Source organism: Vibrio sp. SCSIO 43140 (assembly GCF_023716585.1).
Lineage (GTDB): Bacteria > Pseudomonadota > Gammaproteobacteria > Enterobacterales > Vibrionaceae > Vibrio > Vibrio maritimus_B.
Window position 1 is genome coordinate 2,052,445 of the sequence record NZ_CP071850.1, and the last position, 15,922, is coordinate 2,068,366.

Annotated in this window: 12 protein-coding genes and 1 pseudogene; 10 read left to right on the forward strand and 3 right to left on the reverse strand. The window is 41.2% G+C overall.

Features of this window, described 5'->3' with window-relative positions; genetic code table 11:
- The first annotated feature begins 340 nt into the window (after positions 1-340).
- The 7 genes from J4N45_RS09540 (at position 341) to J4N45_RS09570 (ending at position 9,900) form a co-directional block, all read left to right on the forward strand.
- Positions 341-1,588, forward strand: coding sequence for an ABC transporter substrate-binding protein (locus tag J4N45_RS09540; protein WP_252011149.1), 1,248 nt, complete (start codon positions 341-343; stop codon positions 1,586-1,588).
- A 41-nt stretch (positions 1,589-1,629) separates the two neighbouring features.
- Positions 1,630-2,619, forward strand: a complete 990-nt coding sequence (locus tag J4N45_RS09545; RefSeq protein ID WP_252011151.1) for a carbohydrate ABC transporter permease — start codon at positions 1,630-1,632, stop codon at positions 2,617-2,619.
- A complete protein-coding gene (locus J4N45_RS09550) occupies positions 2,616-2,933 on the forward strand; it encodes an ABC transporter permease family protein (RefSeq protein WP_252011152.1) in 318 nt (105 codons plus the stop codon). The genes J4N45_RS09545 and J4N45_RS09550 overlap by 4 nt, the downstream gene beginning before the upstream one ends.
- A gap of 95 nt (positions 2,934-3,028) precedes the next feature.
- Positions 3,029-4,285, forward strand: coding sequence for a site-specific integrase (locus J4N45_RS09555; RefSeq protein WP_252011154.1), 1,257 nt, complete (start codon positions 3,029-3,031; stop codon positions 4,283-4,285).
- Position 4,286: 1 nt separating this feature from the next.
- Complete coding sequence (locus J4N45_RS09560; RefSeq protein WP_252011156.1) at positions 4,287-6,557, forward strand: hypothetical protein; 2,271 nt, start codon at positions 4,287-4,289, stop codon at positions 6,555-6,557.
- A 12-nt stretch (positions 6,558-6,569) separates the two neighbouring features.
- On the forward strand, positions 6,570-9,350 hold the full coding sequence (locus J4N45_RS09565) for a hypothetical protein (RefSeq protein ID WP_252011158.1): 2,781 nt from the start codon (positions 6,570-6,572) through the stop codon (positions 9,348-9,350).
- Positions 9,343-9,900, forward strand: coding sequence for a hypothetical protein (locus J4N45_RS09570; protein ID WP_252011160.1), 558 nt, complete (start codon positions 9,343-9,345; stop codon positions 9,898-9,900). Before J4N45_RS09565 ends, J4N45_RS09570 begins: the two co-directional genes overlap by 8 nt.
- Before the next feature lie 77 nt (positions 9,901-9,977).
- Here J4N45_RS09570 and J4N45_RS09575 read toward each other — a convergent pair whose 3' ends face one another.
- A complete protein-coding gene (locus J4N45_RS09575; protein ID WP_252011162.1) occupies positions 9,978-10,292 on the reverse strand; it encodes a helix-turn-helix domain-containing protein in 315 nt (104 codons plus the stop codon).
- Between the two features lie 103 nt (positions 10,293-10,395).
- Between J4N45_RS09575 and J4N45_RS09580 the strand changes: the two genes are divergently transcribed.
- Complete coding sequence (locus tag J4N45_RS09580) at positions 10,396-10,920, forward strand: VspR family transcription factor (protein ID WP_252011169.1); 525 nt, start codon at positions 10,396-10,398, stop codon at positions 10,918-10,920.
- Positions 10,914-12,081: pseudogene (locus J4N45_RS09585) on the forward strand (DEAD/DEAH box helicase); the annotation flags it as partial. The gene J4N45_RS09580 and the pseudogene J4N45_RS09585, both read left to right, overlap by 7 nt.
- Positions 12,082-12,555: 474 nt before the next feature.
- Here J4N45_RS09585 and norW read toward each other — a convergent pair.
- Positions 12,556-13,698, reverse strand: a complete 1,143-nt coding sequence (gene norW / locus J4N45_RS09590) for an NADH:flavorubredoxin reductase NorW (protein WP_252011174.1) — start codon at positions 13,696-13,698, stop codon at positions 12,556-12,558.
- Positions 13,698-15,116, reverse strand: coding sequence for an anaerobic nitric oxide reductase flavorubredoxin (gene norV / locus J4N45_RS09595; protein WP_252011176.1), 1,419 nt, complete (start codon positions 15,114-15,116; stop codon positions 13,698-13,700). The genes norW and norV overlap by 1 nt, the downstream gene beginning before the upstream one ends.
- Before the next feature lie 267 nt (positions 15,117-15,383).
- Between norV and J4N45_RS09600 the strand changes: the two genes are divergently transcribed.
- Entirely contained in the window at positions 15,384-15,722 is a 339-nt protein-coding gene (locus J4N45_RS09600) for a hypothetical protein (protein ID WP_252011177.1), read from the forward strand.
- The last annotated feature ends 200 nt before the right edge of the window (positions 15,723-15,922 follow it).

The following is a 15,922-nucleotide window of genomic DNA, read 5'->3' on the forward strand; positions in this document are numbered from 1 at the left end:
TTGACGATGAGCTAACCAGTATCCATAGCCTAATCTTCCTAATAATCCCTAACCCGCAACTATTTTCGTTAACTCGCTCTCTTTTTACTCTCTTTACATAACATTGAGGTCTATCGCCTTCACACATCACTCTGTCGTCCTATCTTCAAACCTCTAGATACTGCCTATGATGCGACTTGGAGTAGAAACAAAACAAAACCAACACAAGTGGCACCCTCGTCCACTCAGTGTTCACCTACGTTTGTCTATGTAGTACATCAAACCTCACTGCCTTTGGTTACCACGTAGTGTTGATACCCCTAACTCAACGTGAACTCATTTTATCTATAAGGAAAAAGATATGAACAAGCCTTCTCTTGGTCTCTGCCTAGCATTAGGGCTAGCGACAGGCAGCGCGAGCGCCGTAACAGAGATACGTTACGATTGTTGGCCAAACCATGATAAAACCATCGGTAATGAAGACATCATGGCGGAGTTCCATAAACAAAATCCAGATATCAAAATTAAAGTGCTTTCAAATAACTGGGTAGATCATCACAACAAACTCACAACTGCATTAGCAACAGGAAGCGGGGCTGGTGACTTGGTTTGTGTCGATACCGAGCAAATTGGTCCCATCGTGAACAGCGGTGGTTTCGCCAACCTCACCAAAGAATTTAATGCATCCAAAGACAAGCCTCTATTTGCACAATTTGCTTGGACTCAAGGTCAAGGCATGGATGGCAATCAATACGCCTACCCGCTCAACATTGGTCCGGGTGTTATGTTCTATCGTCGTGAACATATGCAAGACCTCGGCATTGACCCTAATGAGGTCATTAAGGATTGGGACTCGTTGCTCGACTACGGTGTCAAACTTAAAGAAAAAGGCATCCCTCTTGTGGGACATGCTGGCAGCTTAGCGCAAGCCATTATTAACACTGAAGTTGAAGCCGGTAACAGTATCTACTTCACTCCAGAGGGTGAACCTATTGTCACCAATGAGCGTTTCGTCAAAGCCTTCACTATTGCCCAGAAAGCACGTGAACTAGGTTTGGATGGTCGTATCGGAGACTGGAGCGGCGAATGGATCGACGGTTTGAACAAAGGTACGTTCGCTGTTCAGTTCTCTGGCGCGTGGTTGGCAGGCTTCTTGGAGTCATGGATTGCTCCAACCACAGGGGGTAAATGGGGTAGCGCTGACTTACCCGCTGGTAACTACGGTTCTTGGGGCGGTACGCTGCTCGCAATCCCATCACAAAGTAAAAACAAAGAGGCAGCATACAAGCTAATGGAGTTCCTCGCGAAAAATGAAACACCAGTTATCTATGAGTTCAAAGAAAACGCCGCTTTCCCTGGACTTCTAAAAACCTACGACGAACCTATGTTTGATGAACCAATGCCTTTCTTAGGTGGAGAAAAGGCACGCCGCCAATGGGCAACGATTGCTCAGAACATCAAACCCATCACGCCATACAAGGCCGACAACATCGCTCGCGCAGTCATACTTGAACAAGCCCTACCAGCCGTAGTTGAAGATGGCAAAGATGTTGAAGAAGCGCTTCGCGACGCAGAAAAACTAATTAAGCGCCGAATGCGCAACCTGTAAGATTTTTTAGGGGCTCCGGCCCCTTTTAAGGATTCATTATTATGAGTTTAGCCAGAGGAAGGCGTGACATGGTCGCATCACGTAAGGATTATGTATCTCGCATAGGGAGAGTGCTAGCCCCCTACACTTTTCTCGCCCCATTTTTAATTCTATTCATCGTTTTCCAAGTTTTCGGATTCTTGTTTTCATTTTACCTATCTTTTCAAAGCTGGAACCCTGTTGCTGGTCTCGGCTCAATGAAGTTTGTTGGTTTGGAAAACTATGTTTATTCACTTGAAGATGAGGTTTTCTATCAATCTTTGTACAACACAGTTTGGCTAGGTCTTGCGTCAGGGATAAGCCAACACCTGTTTGCCATTCCAATGGCTTTTATTTTGGTACAGCTCGGCAACAAGTATCGCCACATACTTACATCAGCTTTCTTCTTGCCATTCATTACCTCGACGGTCGCAGTATCCATTATCTTCTCGTTCATGTATTCAGGAAACGTGGGCATCATCAATAAAGCGATAGAAGTCGTTATTAATCTGCCTGGTATCAGTTGGTTTACTGGTTGGATACAAGAAGCAATGCCACTGCGTTGGCTTGAGGATAAGGTGCTAATCAAACCTGCTATTGCCATTCTTCAATTTTGGAAATTCACCGGCTTCCACCTTGTTATCTACATTTCAGGGATCTTAACACTATCTAAAGATATCGAAGAAGCAGCGATACTCGATGGAGCAAACAGCAGACAACGCTTCTTCTACATAGCACTGCCACACCTACGTCCATTTATTTTCTTCGGTATGACACTCACCATTATCGGCAGTCTGCAAATGTTCGAAGAACCCTTCATCTTAACCAATGGTACCGGTGGTATTGGTAACTCAGCTTTGACCATCTCGATGTTCCTCTACAAAGTAGGCTGGGAATGGCTCGATATGGGTTGGGCTTCGGCAATGTCTTGGATCCTTTTCGTTATCATACTCGGCATTACTGCCCTTCATTTTATGGCCTTTGGACGTAAAGGATTAGGAGAGCAATCATGAACACTACGACAGAAAGACTGCCTTGTACTCAGCCTAAAGAATGGCTGTCGGTGACATTCAACTGGATTGGAAAGGTCCTATTTCACACGGTCCTCATCGGATGTGCGTTTCTAAGTATCTTTCCTTTTCTCTGGTCAGCGATTCTATCGACGCGCTTGAGGGAGCATATATTTACGTCAGATATCAGCCTTAAACTGGGAGGGGCTTTATTCGAAAACTATGAACTGCTCACTGAGGCGTTGCCATTTTGGACATCAATGATGAACAGCATCCAAGTCACGGTGTTGGGTACGGTGACATCCATTTTATTCTAACTTTAGGGTATAAAAAATAGGCAATACTTGTAAGTTTACATTTATGAACTAATCTCTCTTTAGCAACTAGTGACAGTTGGGAATAGGAGAGATACATGCAAAGGCTGTATGACAAAGACATAAATGGACATTGGATTTATCTCACCGATGAAAATATTCCCCTAATCATCCCTTCACTCTACAGCAGGTACACACACCAACGAGGTGTTTCGATACAACTTCGTGTTAAAAGAGATCGAGTACTAAACGGAATAGAACACTCTTTTGAAGAAGAAGAAATCGGTTCAGAAGGGCAGTATGTCCGAGGGAATCAGTTAGGCCTCTTTCTTGAATGGGTAGAAAGCCGTAATAAACTAGGTTCACAAATTTCTTTAGTAAATCATACTGCTCTACCGAGTGATGTTATTAACGCGTATATAAATGACTACTTAATAAAGGAAAAAGGTAAAGGGGAAACTACCGTTGAAAGAGCGGTTTATTCGTTAAAGAGCTATTATAACTGGCTTCACTACTATCTTAATAATAACTATAAGGAAATATACGTTTTCTCTGAAAATAGAGAAATTTGTCGTAATAACAACAAGAAGAGACTGGTTGTAAAATATTTGCTTCCTGAAACGCGTGAACTTATTTATAGGTATACAGAGACACTACTTGAGGAAATAGTGCTTCGCAATGGTGGTGATTTAGGATGTAGGACAGCGGAAAATCAGGGCTTTCTTCTTAACGATTTTTACGAGGGTAGAAGAAAGTACAAAGGTATACTAACTTTAATGAAGGAATTGAAGCGCGACAGCTATAGTGAAGAGTTTGAATATCATTTGCCCTCATTGTTCGCCAAGAGAGGTAGTTCTCGGACGTTGTATATACCTAGAGCAATGTTAATTAAAATTAAGACCTACTATGAACTAGAAAGGCCTCATTCTGATTCTGAGCATCTGCTAATTTCAAACTCAAGTAATAATTCAAAAGGTAAGTGTATATCACGTAGTTTTGGAACGGCAGTTTTTAAAAAGACATTGAAGAAATTAATCCCGGAAATAAAAGAAAACGAAGAGATATACGGAAACTTCCAGAATATTACCTTGGATAGTGTTTACCATCACCTGAGACATTCTTTCGGAACAGATGTTTTCTATGGAGAGTGTGAGGCAAGAGGAAAGGACTACGAATCGATAAGTACTGAATCTGTAGTTTTTCTGGAAACGGCCAGGCGTATGGGGCATAAAGTTGATGGTAGATACGTCAACCAAGTCACGAAGACCTATATTCACTCGTGTGGTCACCGAGATCGTTTGATGTGTGAGTCAATGAGTGTTGAAGCTGCGAATACTCAGTCACGTGGGGGATGATATGACGGTTGAGAACTCGGAAGACTACCAGAAAAAGCTACAGAATGAGTTTGACGATAGTCGCTCAATTGTGGAAATGCAATTTCCTATGAATGCTAAGAGCATACTCTTACCGCCAATAAATGGCTCTAGTAGCTTTCCAGAACGTAAAATTGTATTAAATAATGCAGATTCTCCTTTTAAAATAACTCTGTTTAAAGTCGTAATAGCTGCTTGCAATTACGCATTTTTTGATAAAGGTGCATCTATAACTGCAAAAGAAAAATGCTCAGCACATGCCCATACGTTTATTGAATGGCTTGATTCGAAAGAAATAGATAATGAATATGAGTTACTTAAAGAATATGAATCATATCGTTTCGACATGCTGAATAACCATGGGGGGAGAAGTGTACTAAGTGATCTAAAATTACTATTTACATATGCCTTAGATTACTCAGTCCAATTGCAAATTGAGCTTGATAAAAAAGAGATTTTATATCTTCAACAATTAAGGGCTACACCGATAAGCCCAAACCTTAATAAGAAGCAAATTTCATTATTTAGCTATTTTGGAAAGTTAGATTGGTTGCGGCGCGATGATGTGGGGATTGGCAATGAGTTGTATGTAGCGCTGGCGTCACCAAGAATAACAGTCAACTCACTTAAGGTAACGGCTTCTGTCTTAATTAATGAAATAAATAAGTCTAAACAAGAAATAGTGGATTTTTTCAATGGTTCCGGTATGGATAAACACATACTAGAATTGCCAGTTGAGGACTCTTGTCACAAAAAGAAGCAGTTTGTTGGTGAGACAATATACAAGATTATAAACCACTATCACGACATTGAAAATAAAAGTGACGCTTTGTTAACTGCGCTAAAATTAATAATAATTTCAAATGTTAGCAACGATAATTGTATTGATTTGATTTTTAAAGCGTTTGATTCAAAAGAGAAATGTCAGAGGATTTTTTTAAACCCTAAGAGAGACCGTACGCAGATCAACACGCGTTTCCTACAGCTTAACTTCACAGCTGGAAGCAACTCGGCTCTGTTTGACTTTAGCGTGTTGAGGCTTTTGTCTGATGGAGGCCCAAATTGTGCTGTAACTAAGATTGAGGAATTAATGTTTTCCTGGTTAATGGCATCATTAGCAGTTCAACCTAGTGATATAAGTAAGCTTACAAACAGATCTTTTCGATTCTTGAAAAAAGGCGACAGGATAAAACATATTGAGACGGAATATTTTAAAGGACGCTCAAAGTTATTTCACACAACGAACTCTGTGTCTGGTGACTCTCCTGAAGGTAAAGCGATATTACTTATGCTTTCAACGCGAGATCCACATGAAAAATTAGTTAGTGGCTTTGTAGATGTGGAAATTCTTAAAGGAGTTAGATCTAAAAGTGGCGCAATTAATGCCTTGCTAAATATGACATCAATTCGCGATGAACTGTTGTTGGTTCATAAAAAACGAGGAGATTTACCCTATGTTATACCAAGTGCACTTGTTGCGTTGTTTAAAAACGGTCTGAATGCCCACAATCTTGCAGGTAGAAATTGTTCTCACTTATCTATCAGTCAGAGAAGAGCTCTCGTAATTGAATCTGGAACCGCATGTCAAAAGTGTCTATTTGGTTTGCAAGCTATTAAAAATAGCTCAGTTCACGCATTTAGTGACCCATTTACCTACACTTATCTCGTCAATAGAAACTCTCATTCAAATAAAACAGAGAGGAAGCACTATTTAAACAGCGACAACGAAGAGTGGCTGAACTCTTCAGGTCGTATCACAAGAGAGGTTATGATTGACCTTATTAACAATGTGTTTTCCTTATGTTTTGAAAACTTAGCTTCAACGGAGGAAACTGATTCTGTAAAACGCTTTAACAGTGAATTCCTAGCTGTTTCTGATGAAATATCCTACAGGACGGGCGAGTTTGTTTCGAGAATTAAATTGGCTACAGGTAAAGATAAGGGGAAGTTACAACAAGTAGGAGTAAATATCCGAACTCAGTTGAATCAATCTTCTTTCTTTGAACCGATATATATCAAAGATAGCCCAATAACAGCTTGGAAGTTCTATAATTATTTATACGAATTCAAGAAAAACTATAGGAAGTTACTGTCACTAAATCCTAAGAATTTCTATAGAACGGTAATTCCTACAGTTGAATGGACAGAGTATGCATTAAATATGCTTGGTAAAGAAAATGTGAAGGAGGGCCGAAGAATGTTTTTAAAATCGCAAAAAGAAGGTGTAACAGTGAGTGTTTTCAACTTATTATAACAAGGTTTATTAATGAAAAATAAAGCATCAAACACTCTATATGATCTTTTTTGGGAGGATCAGAATAAAATCTTGATGTCTCATCCGGGTTTTGTCAAAAGTCGCGGCTTAATTCAAGATGATAAAATATACTTTTATCATTTCAATTGTGGACTCACTGAAATCGATTTCTCATTGTTCGATAAACCTTCTTTATTATGTAGGGATATCGCGACCTTAACGATAGATGGATTTGAATACACATTATCATCTAAATCTTATGCCAAGTTATTTTTCTCGGTAGCAATATCCGCTACTACAGCCCATAATGTATATCAAGCCTATACTATCATTGCGCATGTCATCGCGTTTATCAAAGAAATAGGGGATAGCGAGGTAAGTCTGAATAACTTAGAAGACTTCTGGTGTTCATTTATTTTGAGAACTCTGGATAAGGAAGGGTCTTTTCGCAATCGCATATCTCCACCTAGTTACTGCGGTTCGATACATCCTTTTAGACTCCCAGCGATCCGAAATAAGCTACAGGCAATTGGTGTAGAGGGTGTGTTTAGCAAGTATATCAATAAGAATAATTGTGACAATGCACTTTCTGCCGTGTGCAAGTCTCAAATTGGCATGTCACTACAAGAGTATAAGAAGGGAGGTAGTTTTAACGCACTAGGACTTGAGTTAGGTCAGTTTTATGTCGATTACTTAAGAAATCTATATCAACAGAATTATCTCAATTTGGTTGTATGTAAAAAAACAATCGATGATATTAGGGACAGATATAGCATCGGTTCATTTGATAGCATGGTAAATAATAGACTACTCAAGGTAGTGATGTGTGGGTTGAGAGGAGAGAATTTAGATGTGGAAGGAAATAATAGTAGTGGAGTAAATCACCTTGAACTCTTTCAAAGCGTAAAGCAAACGGTTTATTATCAATATGAAAGTAACTACAATCATGCAATGTCGTTAAACGAGTTTTACATAGAAAAAGTAGTGTTAATTTTGGGGCTAGGGATGAGGTTTGATGCCGTTGAAGTAGTTCGAATTTTGATGCTACAAAAGTTCTATTCTTTTGATTGTAATAAGACGCCAGAACAAGTTTGGGAAGGTTATCTAGCATCTCTAGATAGAACTTTTATTTTTAACAACAAGTTAGAAACTATCACTGCATCAGATGTTTACGATATAATGGAAAAGGTTATTCTGGCTAAAAAGTTAGATCAGAAAGAACAATTGTTAGAGCTAAGAAGTTTTGTAGGGCAGTTAATAGACAATGCTTCGGATTCAACCTACCAATCTTTTATGGTTGAATTAAATGCTCAAGCGCATGCAATGAGTACACTAATTGTCGCGTGGTTAGGATACAGGAAAACAGAGTTTGGTTTTCCACTTAATGCTATAATAATCGAGAACAATAATGATATACTGGATAGCTCGCATGTCCCTTTTCGTTTTAAATTAAAGTGGTATGTTCCGAAAACAAACGGTCGCACAAAAATAGATAGAGAGATAACATCTCAGTGTTTTCAAATTTCTCTTCAACTCAACGACTTATTCAATGCAAACGAAGGCGAGCCCTGTTTATACCAAGATACTAGTGGTCGTATTAAGAACCTCGAGCAGTCAGCTACATTTATTGAAAAGCGCGTTAAAGCAAACTGGCATAGGTTTGTCTATGACTATCAACCATTCAATGAATGTCTAAAACTTGAGTCGTTTTTATTGAAAGACATAAACTTACTCTCTGATGTTGAACGTATCGAGTTGAAGAGACTTTCGGCAAAATATGATGTCACCAGTCGAAAGTATAAAATCATTGTAGAAACAGCCAATGAAATAAAAGGTGATTGGTTAAGACTGAATTGTACATCTTTTAATGGTGCTCTCGCTCAAAGGAGTTTTAAGTCATCCCTTAAGGAATTTATGGCGAAAGGGGAGGTCAGTGATCCTATACACATGAAGGTGATAGAGACTCATTTGTCGGAAAAGTCGAAGGCTCTGCTTCGTGCTAGGACTATAGTTTTAGATCGAAAAACGATGAATGATATATCAAACGAAATCTTACAAGGTGTTCGCTACCCTACCCCTCATGCGTTCCGCCATATATGGGCTGAAGCTGTTTTGACGCGTTATCAAGGCGATATTGGGACTGTGATCAGACATCAGTTTTGTCATCTTGACGCTTCTTTTTTCATGTCATATCTCCGTGACAAGGAAGCTAGCAGCCTAATTAGAGGAGCGAAGCAACGATATTTGAACGCTATCGTAGATACGTTGTTAGTGGAATCTGACAAGATCGGCGAAGACTATGTTGGTGGCTTTACTCGTTATGTTCAAAAGGCTAAAGAATTGACGAAACCATTAACTGAAAATGAAGCGCTAGCGCTTAGAGAGAGCATTAATGGACGAATAATCGATTTGCAGACTAACATTTTTGCCACCTGTATACCAAGAGAAGGTGCAGAAAATAAGGCAAAGTGCGCAACGTTTGAAAGAATAAACCCTCATGACGCTAAGCCTGAGTTTTGTTTAAACTGCACGCACGCTATTGTTACGAAGGGCAATATTCGAGGAATATGGGTCACAATTTTACCCATGGTAAAAGAAGCCTTAGATGATAAGACATTGGGTTTTATGGTTCAGGATCACCTTCCGACGTTACGTTCAGCATATAAGAGGATCAAGGATTTGCGGTCCTCGTCCCCAACCCCCGAATCCGTAGATCAGATATTGAGTAAGATTTTTTGTTCTATAAATGCTATCGAGCAAAAGTTAGAAGAGGAGATGTATCGATATGATTAATGATAATAGTAGCTTAGATGAACTAATGAGTGATGACTTTTTGAATAGTCTAGAGTGTGATAGTCCTATTAGTGATGTTTCTTCTCCTCCGAACTGGGTGGTTCCGGATATCACACACACGACATATCGGGTGTGGCAATCGATTTTGGCGTTAACGGAAACTAAGAAGAAGAACATCCAAAATTATGGGAAGGTAGCGAGCCGTAAAACCCCCAAAGCATTGTTTGAGATGACAAAAGCTGAAGTGGCGAGAGACGTAAATATCAGCGCTCAAAGCATCTTTAGAGCTTCTAAGTTCAGTGCGAGTATTCTTGATTTTTTTGACGAAACCAACGCAATGTTGTCAGACTTGCATCAGAAAGAACAGACAAGGCAAGTACGAAGACAGATAAACACTGGTATCAGGACTAAGAAGAAAGATGCAATCGTAAAGATTCAACAAGATATGAAAGTTGAATTAAGGGATCTCAAAGCAAAAACGACCAAACAGGTACTGGATTTGGCTATCGATAAGATGCCTCTGGATCTGAGGCTAAAATTAGGTTTGTAATTATTATAAGTGTCGCCTTAATTGTAGAAATAAGCTTGTTGTTCATATTGAGGTGTTTCTCGTGCATTTGAACAGTACTAGCTGCGCTCGGTTCCTGTCAGCGTATTGATAAGTTTTTGCCGTTCTTCCTCACTCAAGCTTGCGATTATGCAAGCTAACTGAGCAGTGCTTTCCTCTTCGCAAAAAAAGTAGTTCAACGGGACTCCTAGCTCATTTGCAATCAATTTAAGAGTCTGAATGTCCGGACTATGCTTACCCTTTTCATACTGATTCATTCTCGCGCTTGCTGAACCTTCATCCATACCGATTCTCACTCCCAAGGCTTTTTGGGAGAGTTTGGCTTTTTTGCGTGCTTCTTTGAGCCGCAACGGGATTGGGCTGATAAATGACATTTTCGTTTCATTGTTCGAAACCTTCATTAACTAAGATTTTCTTAGTTTTGTTGATTTTTGTATACTAAGCAATCCTTAGTTTTCTGTTCGGAACGAGTTTACAATGAAACAATCGACAAAAATCAATGCGATTATGCATAACTTATTGATTGAAAAAGGTATGGATGATTTTTCGGTTATTGAACTACGCGACGCTTATCTCTCGACAAGTGAATGCAAAGTGGATCCCGATGAGGCAAGAAGAAAGGTCTATCGACAGATTCTCCGGTTCATGAAGAACAACTGGCTTGGGTGCAAAGGTGAAGGGCGACAGAGACGATACTTTCAAACAGATTTGTTTCATTCTCTCTATGTGACACCGAGATCTGAAAGTGCAGAGCTAGCCACAAAGATTGTAAGTGACTACTCAGTTTTAGTTCATGAACGAAATCAATACAAAGGTGAGCTAGAGATTGTTTTGGGTGAGATTGATGAGTATCAATCACTCTTAGGTCGTTTTCCTGAGCTGGAAAAGAAGTTGAGGCCTCTATTGGAACAAGCTAGGGAGCATTCTGCGCAGTTGCTTGGAAAAGTTAACGTACTTACAAAAGTACTCAAAACTCTTATGCCGGATAATAGAAAATGTTGAGGCGCTGGCAACAAGAGTGCGCTGATAAAGCGTTACAAAAGTACAAAGGCAGACAAGGCCATTTTTTTTGCCAGGCAACACCTGGGGCAGGTAAAACGTTTTTAGCTGCAAGTGTTGCTTTAAGGCTAATAGAGGATGACATGGTGGATCTTATTTTGTGTTTCTCTCCATCTTTAACAGTCTCAAATGGTATAAAAAGAACCTTTTCAAAAGTTCTCGGTTGCTCCTTTAATGGTGGTTTAGGTTCTATTGGTCAGTCGCTAACATACCAATCTATTCAATTTCTCAATGAAGAGTTTTGGCAAACCTTACGGAACCATCGAGTGTTTGTAGTATTCGATGAGATACATCACTGCTCTGGTTCCGAGCTGGGCAACGGGAACGTTTGGGGACAGCAAATCCTGACTAAGATTCAAGGCTTAGCTACCTATACTTTGGCGCTGTCTGGAACGCCTTGGCGGTCAGATGCACTTCCTATTGCAATGGCTCATTACAGTGACCCAGACGGAAAGCTGTTAGTCGATTATCAATACACTTTAAAGCAAGCTATTGTCGAAAGCGTGTGTCGAGCACCAAAGATTGTGCTAGTTGATAATGAGAAGCTGTCGGTAACAAACGATCAGAGAATTGAATCGTTTCCTTCAATTTTCGAGATGCTTAAGGAAACCAAAATTTCTTATCAGAGTGTGATAAATAATCAAAAGGCAATGGAATACTTGCTTGGACTCGGTTGTAAAAAACTAGCAGAGATTCGAGTTCAAAACCCTTTTGCCGGTGGGTTAGTAGTCGCGTCTTCTGTTAAGCACGCACAACTGATCAAAGAAGTTCTTTTCCAAAAGTACCAACAAAGTGTATCTATTGTGACCTACCGCCATGACGAGCCTTTGGCCACTATTGAACGTTACCGCAAGAATGATACTCAATGGATAGTTAGTGTCGGTATGATCAGTGAAGGTACTGATATTCCGAGACTTCAAGTTTGTTGTCATATGAGCTCGGTTAAGACGGAGTTATATTTTAGACAAGTGCTAGGACGCATACTCCGAGTAAACAATGGCATAAGTCAGCAAGCGTGGTTGTTTACGTTCGCTGAACACAGTTTAATCGAGTTTGCTGAACGTATTGAGCAAGATATTCCCGAGACATGTTTGTTTGTAAAGGAGATTGTTGCTCCAGACTCAGAAGTCCTTGGGGGGCAAAGTCCTATAGTTCGGGTGAGCTCTATATGTGATCCAGAACACACTCAACAAAACGTGAGTTGGGGTGTCAATTCGACAAGCGAGCTTACAATGCGAGACTCAGTAAAACTTGCGGATGAACTTCATTTAGGAGCATTCAATAAGCGAGTTATTTCAGCCTTTTTAGTAAATTAGCCTTAACTTGCCGTGATCAAGTTAATAGCACTGCCTTCTTGAAATCGGTAGTTATTATGCTAGGTTGGATATTCCTACTTAGGGGTGAGTCAGTGGCTTTCGCATTCGGCGGGAGCTTTGGGGCGTGCCCCACCATGTTCTCCCTATTAAGCATGAGGACAGAGTGTACCCAAGAGCTATAAAACCTAAAGCAAAGAAATACCCTAATAAAAAGAAAGCCAGTCAGCTTAACTGACTGGCATTAGGCTTTATGCCTCTTTTTTTAGTTAACGTTCAGTTCACGCAGCATGGGGAAGGCGAGTTTTGCTTGTTCCCCTGTGCAGACAAATCCAATCAACTTGTCTTTTTCGTCATACCCCCGAGCCATGATTCCGGTGCCTTTGATATCCGCCTGCCAGCGATAGACCATATGAGCTGCAACGCCTGCCAGTTGTATTGGGTACTCTGGCGTTTTGACTTTTACTAGCATGTTTGGGAGGTTTAGCGAGCCATCATAACCCAAAAGTTGTTTTGCCAGAACTGTGGCTGACATTACCGCAGGCTGCAAGAAGGCCATTACGCGACCGTTAATTTCCGCGCAATCCCCAATAGCAAAAACATCAGGCGCGCTTGTTTCTAGCTTGTCGCTTACTACGATGCCGCGATTCACTTCGATGCCTGCTTGTTTTGCGAGTTCGGTGTTTGGTTTGATACCAGCCGCAGAAAGGATTATATCTGTTGCAATCATCTTTCCGTGGCTAGTGATTGCGGCTAGACCTGTAGGGTTAGCATTTACAGAGACTAAAGCGCTGTCTGTGTAAATGTCGATGTCGCGCTCTTCGAGGTGATGAACCAGCTCGTTCTCCACAAATTCAGGGATTAAGTTGCTAAGTAAAGTGGCTGCAGGCTCGATGATAGAGACCTCTTTGCCGAGTTTTGCTAGGTCAACGGCAAGCTCCACACCGATAAGTCCACCGCCCACTATTGTGATTCTATTGGCTGCTTCGATCTTGTCTTTGTTTGCAGAGTACTCTTCCAAGCTGTTTAGCGTAGCAATGTGTTTTGAATCGATGCCTTTGATTGTTGGCACGAAGGTATTAGCACCAGTAGCCAGAACAAGCTTTGAGTAGCTATAGAAACCTTCGTCAGTCTCAACAACGTGGAGGTCTGGATTAATAGTCTTAACACGTGTGTTCGTGGTGAACTTAACACCGTACTCGCTTGAAAGCTCGCTGGCTGTTTTCAGCACTAGCTCTTCAGGTTTTTGCTGTTTGCTGAATACGTGGCTAAGGTCTGGCTTATTGTACTCACTGCCGTCACTAGATGTAATGACTTTGATTGGAGTTGTACAGCCAGAACGGTGCAGCATTTTGACGACTTGGAGAGCGGCAAAGCCGCTTCCAATAATTACTATTGGTCTACTCATTATTTGATCTCCACGAAAACTTCTTTACCGATTTGGCATTCAGGGCATAGGAACCAATCTGGCAAGTCATCGAATGCTACGCCGGGTTCGATACCTTGATTTGGCTCGCCTTCTTTTGGATCGTAAATCCAGTTACAAACTGTGCATTTGTAGCAAGTGCAGTCGGCAGAATGCTCGACTTCAGGTTCTTCATCTTGAGCTGGCGCAATCACGCCTTCGTGCTTCTGGTTCCATTCTTTTGCCAGTGCTTTGCCGTACTCGATACATTCAGCAATACCGTCTGTGTCTGGCTTCCAATGAAGGTGCATTGGTGCTGATGTATCTAAGCCAGCTTCCCTCAAGCGTTGGTCAATGCGAGTTACTGCTCCGCCTGTCCAGCCAGAAGAGCCGAATGCCGCCGCTGTTTTCTCTGCTAGTCGCAAACCATGGACTTCTTCTATCATTCCTGCAACTTTTGGCATCATGACGTTGTTCATAGTTGATGAGCCGAACAGAACACCTTTAGAACGGAACATATTTGCTAGCACTACGTTCTTGTCGCTATGTGAAATGTTGTAGACGTTGATTGTTGTGCTTGGGCTTTCCTGCTTGATGCCTTCAGCAATGGCCTGTGCCATCATCTGAGTGTTGCCACTCATTGTGTCGTAGGCGATAGTTATGCGGTCTTCTTTGTATGATTGTGACCACTCATAGTACTTCTCAACAATCTGAGTTGCGTTGGTGCGCCAGATGCACCCGTGTGATGTGGCGATCATATCGATAGGCACACCAAGAGAAAGAACCTCTTCAATTTTCGTTTTAACCAATGGCGCGAATGGTGTCAGGATGTTTGAGAAGTAGCGCTGACATTCTTCGTAGAGTTCGTCTTGGTTCATCTCATCGTTGAAGAGATTGCCGTCACAATAGTGCTGACCAAATGCGTCATTAGAGAACAGGATATTATCGCCTGTCATGTATGTTGCCATTGAGTCAGGCCAGTGAAGCATTCGCATTTCGACAAACACCAACGCTTTGCCGTTACCAATATCTAGGGTGTCGCCTGTCTTGATAGTGCGGAAGTTCCAGTTCGGGATGTGGTGATGACCAATGATGCTCTTAACACCTGCTTCTGTGCAGTAGATTGGCGTGTCTGGAATCTTAGCCATTAGTGCAGATAGTGCGCCAGCGTGGTCGTGCTCTGCGTGTTGAGTGATAATGTAGTCGATTTGATTTAGGTCAATCTCTTGCTCAAGGTTTGCAAGGAACTGCTCATCGAATTTGTGATCCACTGTATCGATAAGGACCGTTTTCTCTTCTTGGATTAAGTAGCTGTTGTAAGTTGTACCGCGCCCCATCTTGTATTCAGTGCCGTGGAAGTGGCTAGTTACAGTGTCCTTCACACCAACCCATTTAACATTGTTTTTAACTTGGATACTCATACCGTTTTAGCTTTTTCAAATTTTTATGATGAACGCCATCTACTTTGCATGGCGTATGCCAAGTTTGTAACTTGCTGTTATTGATGAATTAACTTGCTCTACGTTGTTTGTTTTTGTGTCTAAATGACATGTTTTCTTTTGGATCAAAATGACTCTTTAATAAATATTCGAGTCAAATTGACATTAATTTTATTGATTGGTGTCAGATCAACATCCTCCCTTCTACCTGCTGCTAGAATCCTCCTCCCAAATAAGAGGCGAACAATAATGAAACTAAGAACAACAGCGTTAGCAGTGGCGCTATTTTCTCTTCCTGCAGTGGCGAACGATGACTTGAGGGTAGCGAACACAGAATGCGCGATGAATGCGTTTATGATGTTGGAGATTACTAATGAGTCTCAGTTTGAGAAGGCTGGCGATTACTTTATCAGTCATGCGTTTGGTTGGTCGAACAGAGCCAAGATGAAGTCACGGATCAAGGAGCAAATTGCGATGTCCCGGGATGCGATCAACGCTCAGTCTAGTATTCCCAATGCAGCTTTCCACTTGGAGCCAAGACGCGCATTTAATGGAAGAACGTGTGCAGAAAGGTATGCCCTGCGCTGATTTGCCCACGCATGGCATAAAAGCGATACTTGTCTCGCCTTGAAGATGCAGCAAGGTATTAGACCGCCTAGTCTTCAGGGCGTTTTTTTTACGTCTATAGGATGCAACTATGTCTACTCTTTCCCGGCCACTGAACGCAAAGATTAAGCGACAAATGAAGGCGCTAGGTTTTAGCACGAACTATTTGAACGCCGGGTCTT

Bases quoted from the DNA above. Each gene is read 5' to 3' on its own strand.
- J4N45_RS09540 (WP_252011149.1), top strand. From the start codon at position 341: ATGAACAAGCCTTCTCTTGGTCTCTGCCTAGCATTAGGGCTAGCGACA.
- J4N45_RS09545 (WP_252011151.1), top strand. From the start codon at position 1,630: ATGAGTTTAGCCAGAGGAAGGCGTGACATGGTCGCATCACGTAAGGAT.
- J4N45_RS09550 (WP_252011152.1), top strand. From the start codon at position 2,616: ATGAACACTACGACAGAAAGACTGCCTTGTACTCAGCCTAAAGAATGG.
- J4N45_RS09555 (WP_252011154.1), top strand. From the start codon at position 3,029: ATGCAAAGGCTGTATGACAAAGACATAAATGGACATTGGATTTATCTC.
- J4N45_RS09560 (WP_252011156.1), top strand. From the start codon at position 4,287: ATGACGGTTGAGAACTCGGAAGACTACCAGAAAAAGCTACAGAATGAG.
- J4N45_RS09565 (WP_252011158.1), top strand. From the start codon at position 6,570: ATGAAAAATAAAGCATCAAACACTCTATATGATCTTTTTTGGGAGGAT.
- J4N45_RS09570 (WP_252011160.1), top strand. From the start codon at position 9,343: ATGATTAATGATAATAGTAGCTTAGATGAACTAATGAGTGATGACTTT.
- J4N45_RS09575 (WP_252011162.1), bottom strand. From the start codon at position 10,292: ATGTCATTTATCAGCCCAATCCCGTTGCGGCTCAAAGAAGCACGCAAA.
- J4N45_RS09580 (WP_252011169.1), top strand. From the start codon at position 10,396: ATGAAACAATCGACAAAAATCAATGCGATTATGCATAACTTATTGATT.
- norW (WP_252011174.1), bottom strand. From the start codon at position 13,698: ATGAGTAGACCAATAGTAATTATTGGAAGCGGCTTTGCCGCTCTCCAA.
- norV (WP_252011176.1), bottom strand. From the start codon at position 15,116: ATGAGTATCCAAGTTAAAAACAATGTTAAATGGGTTGGTGTGAAGGAC.
- J4N45_RS09600 (WP_252011177.1), top strand. From the start codon at position 15,384: ATGAAACTAAGAACAACAGCGTTAGCAGTGGCGCTATTTTCTCTTCCT.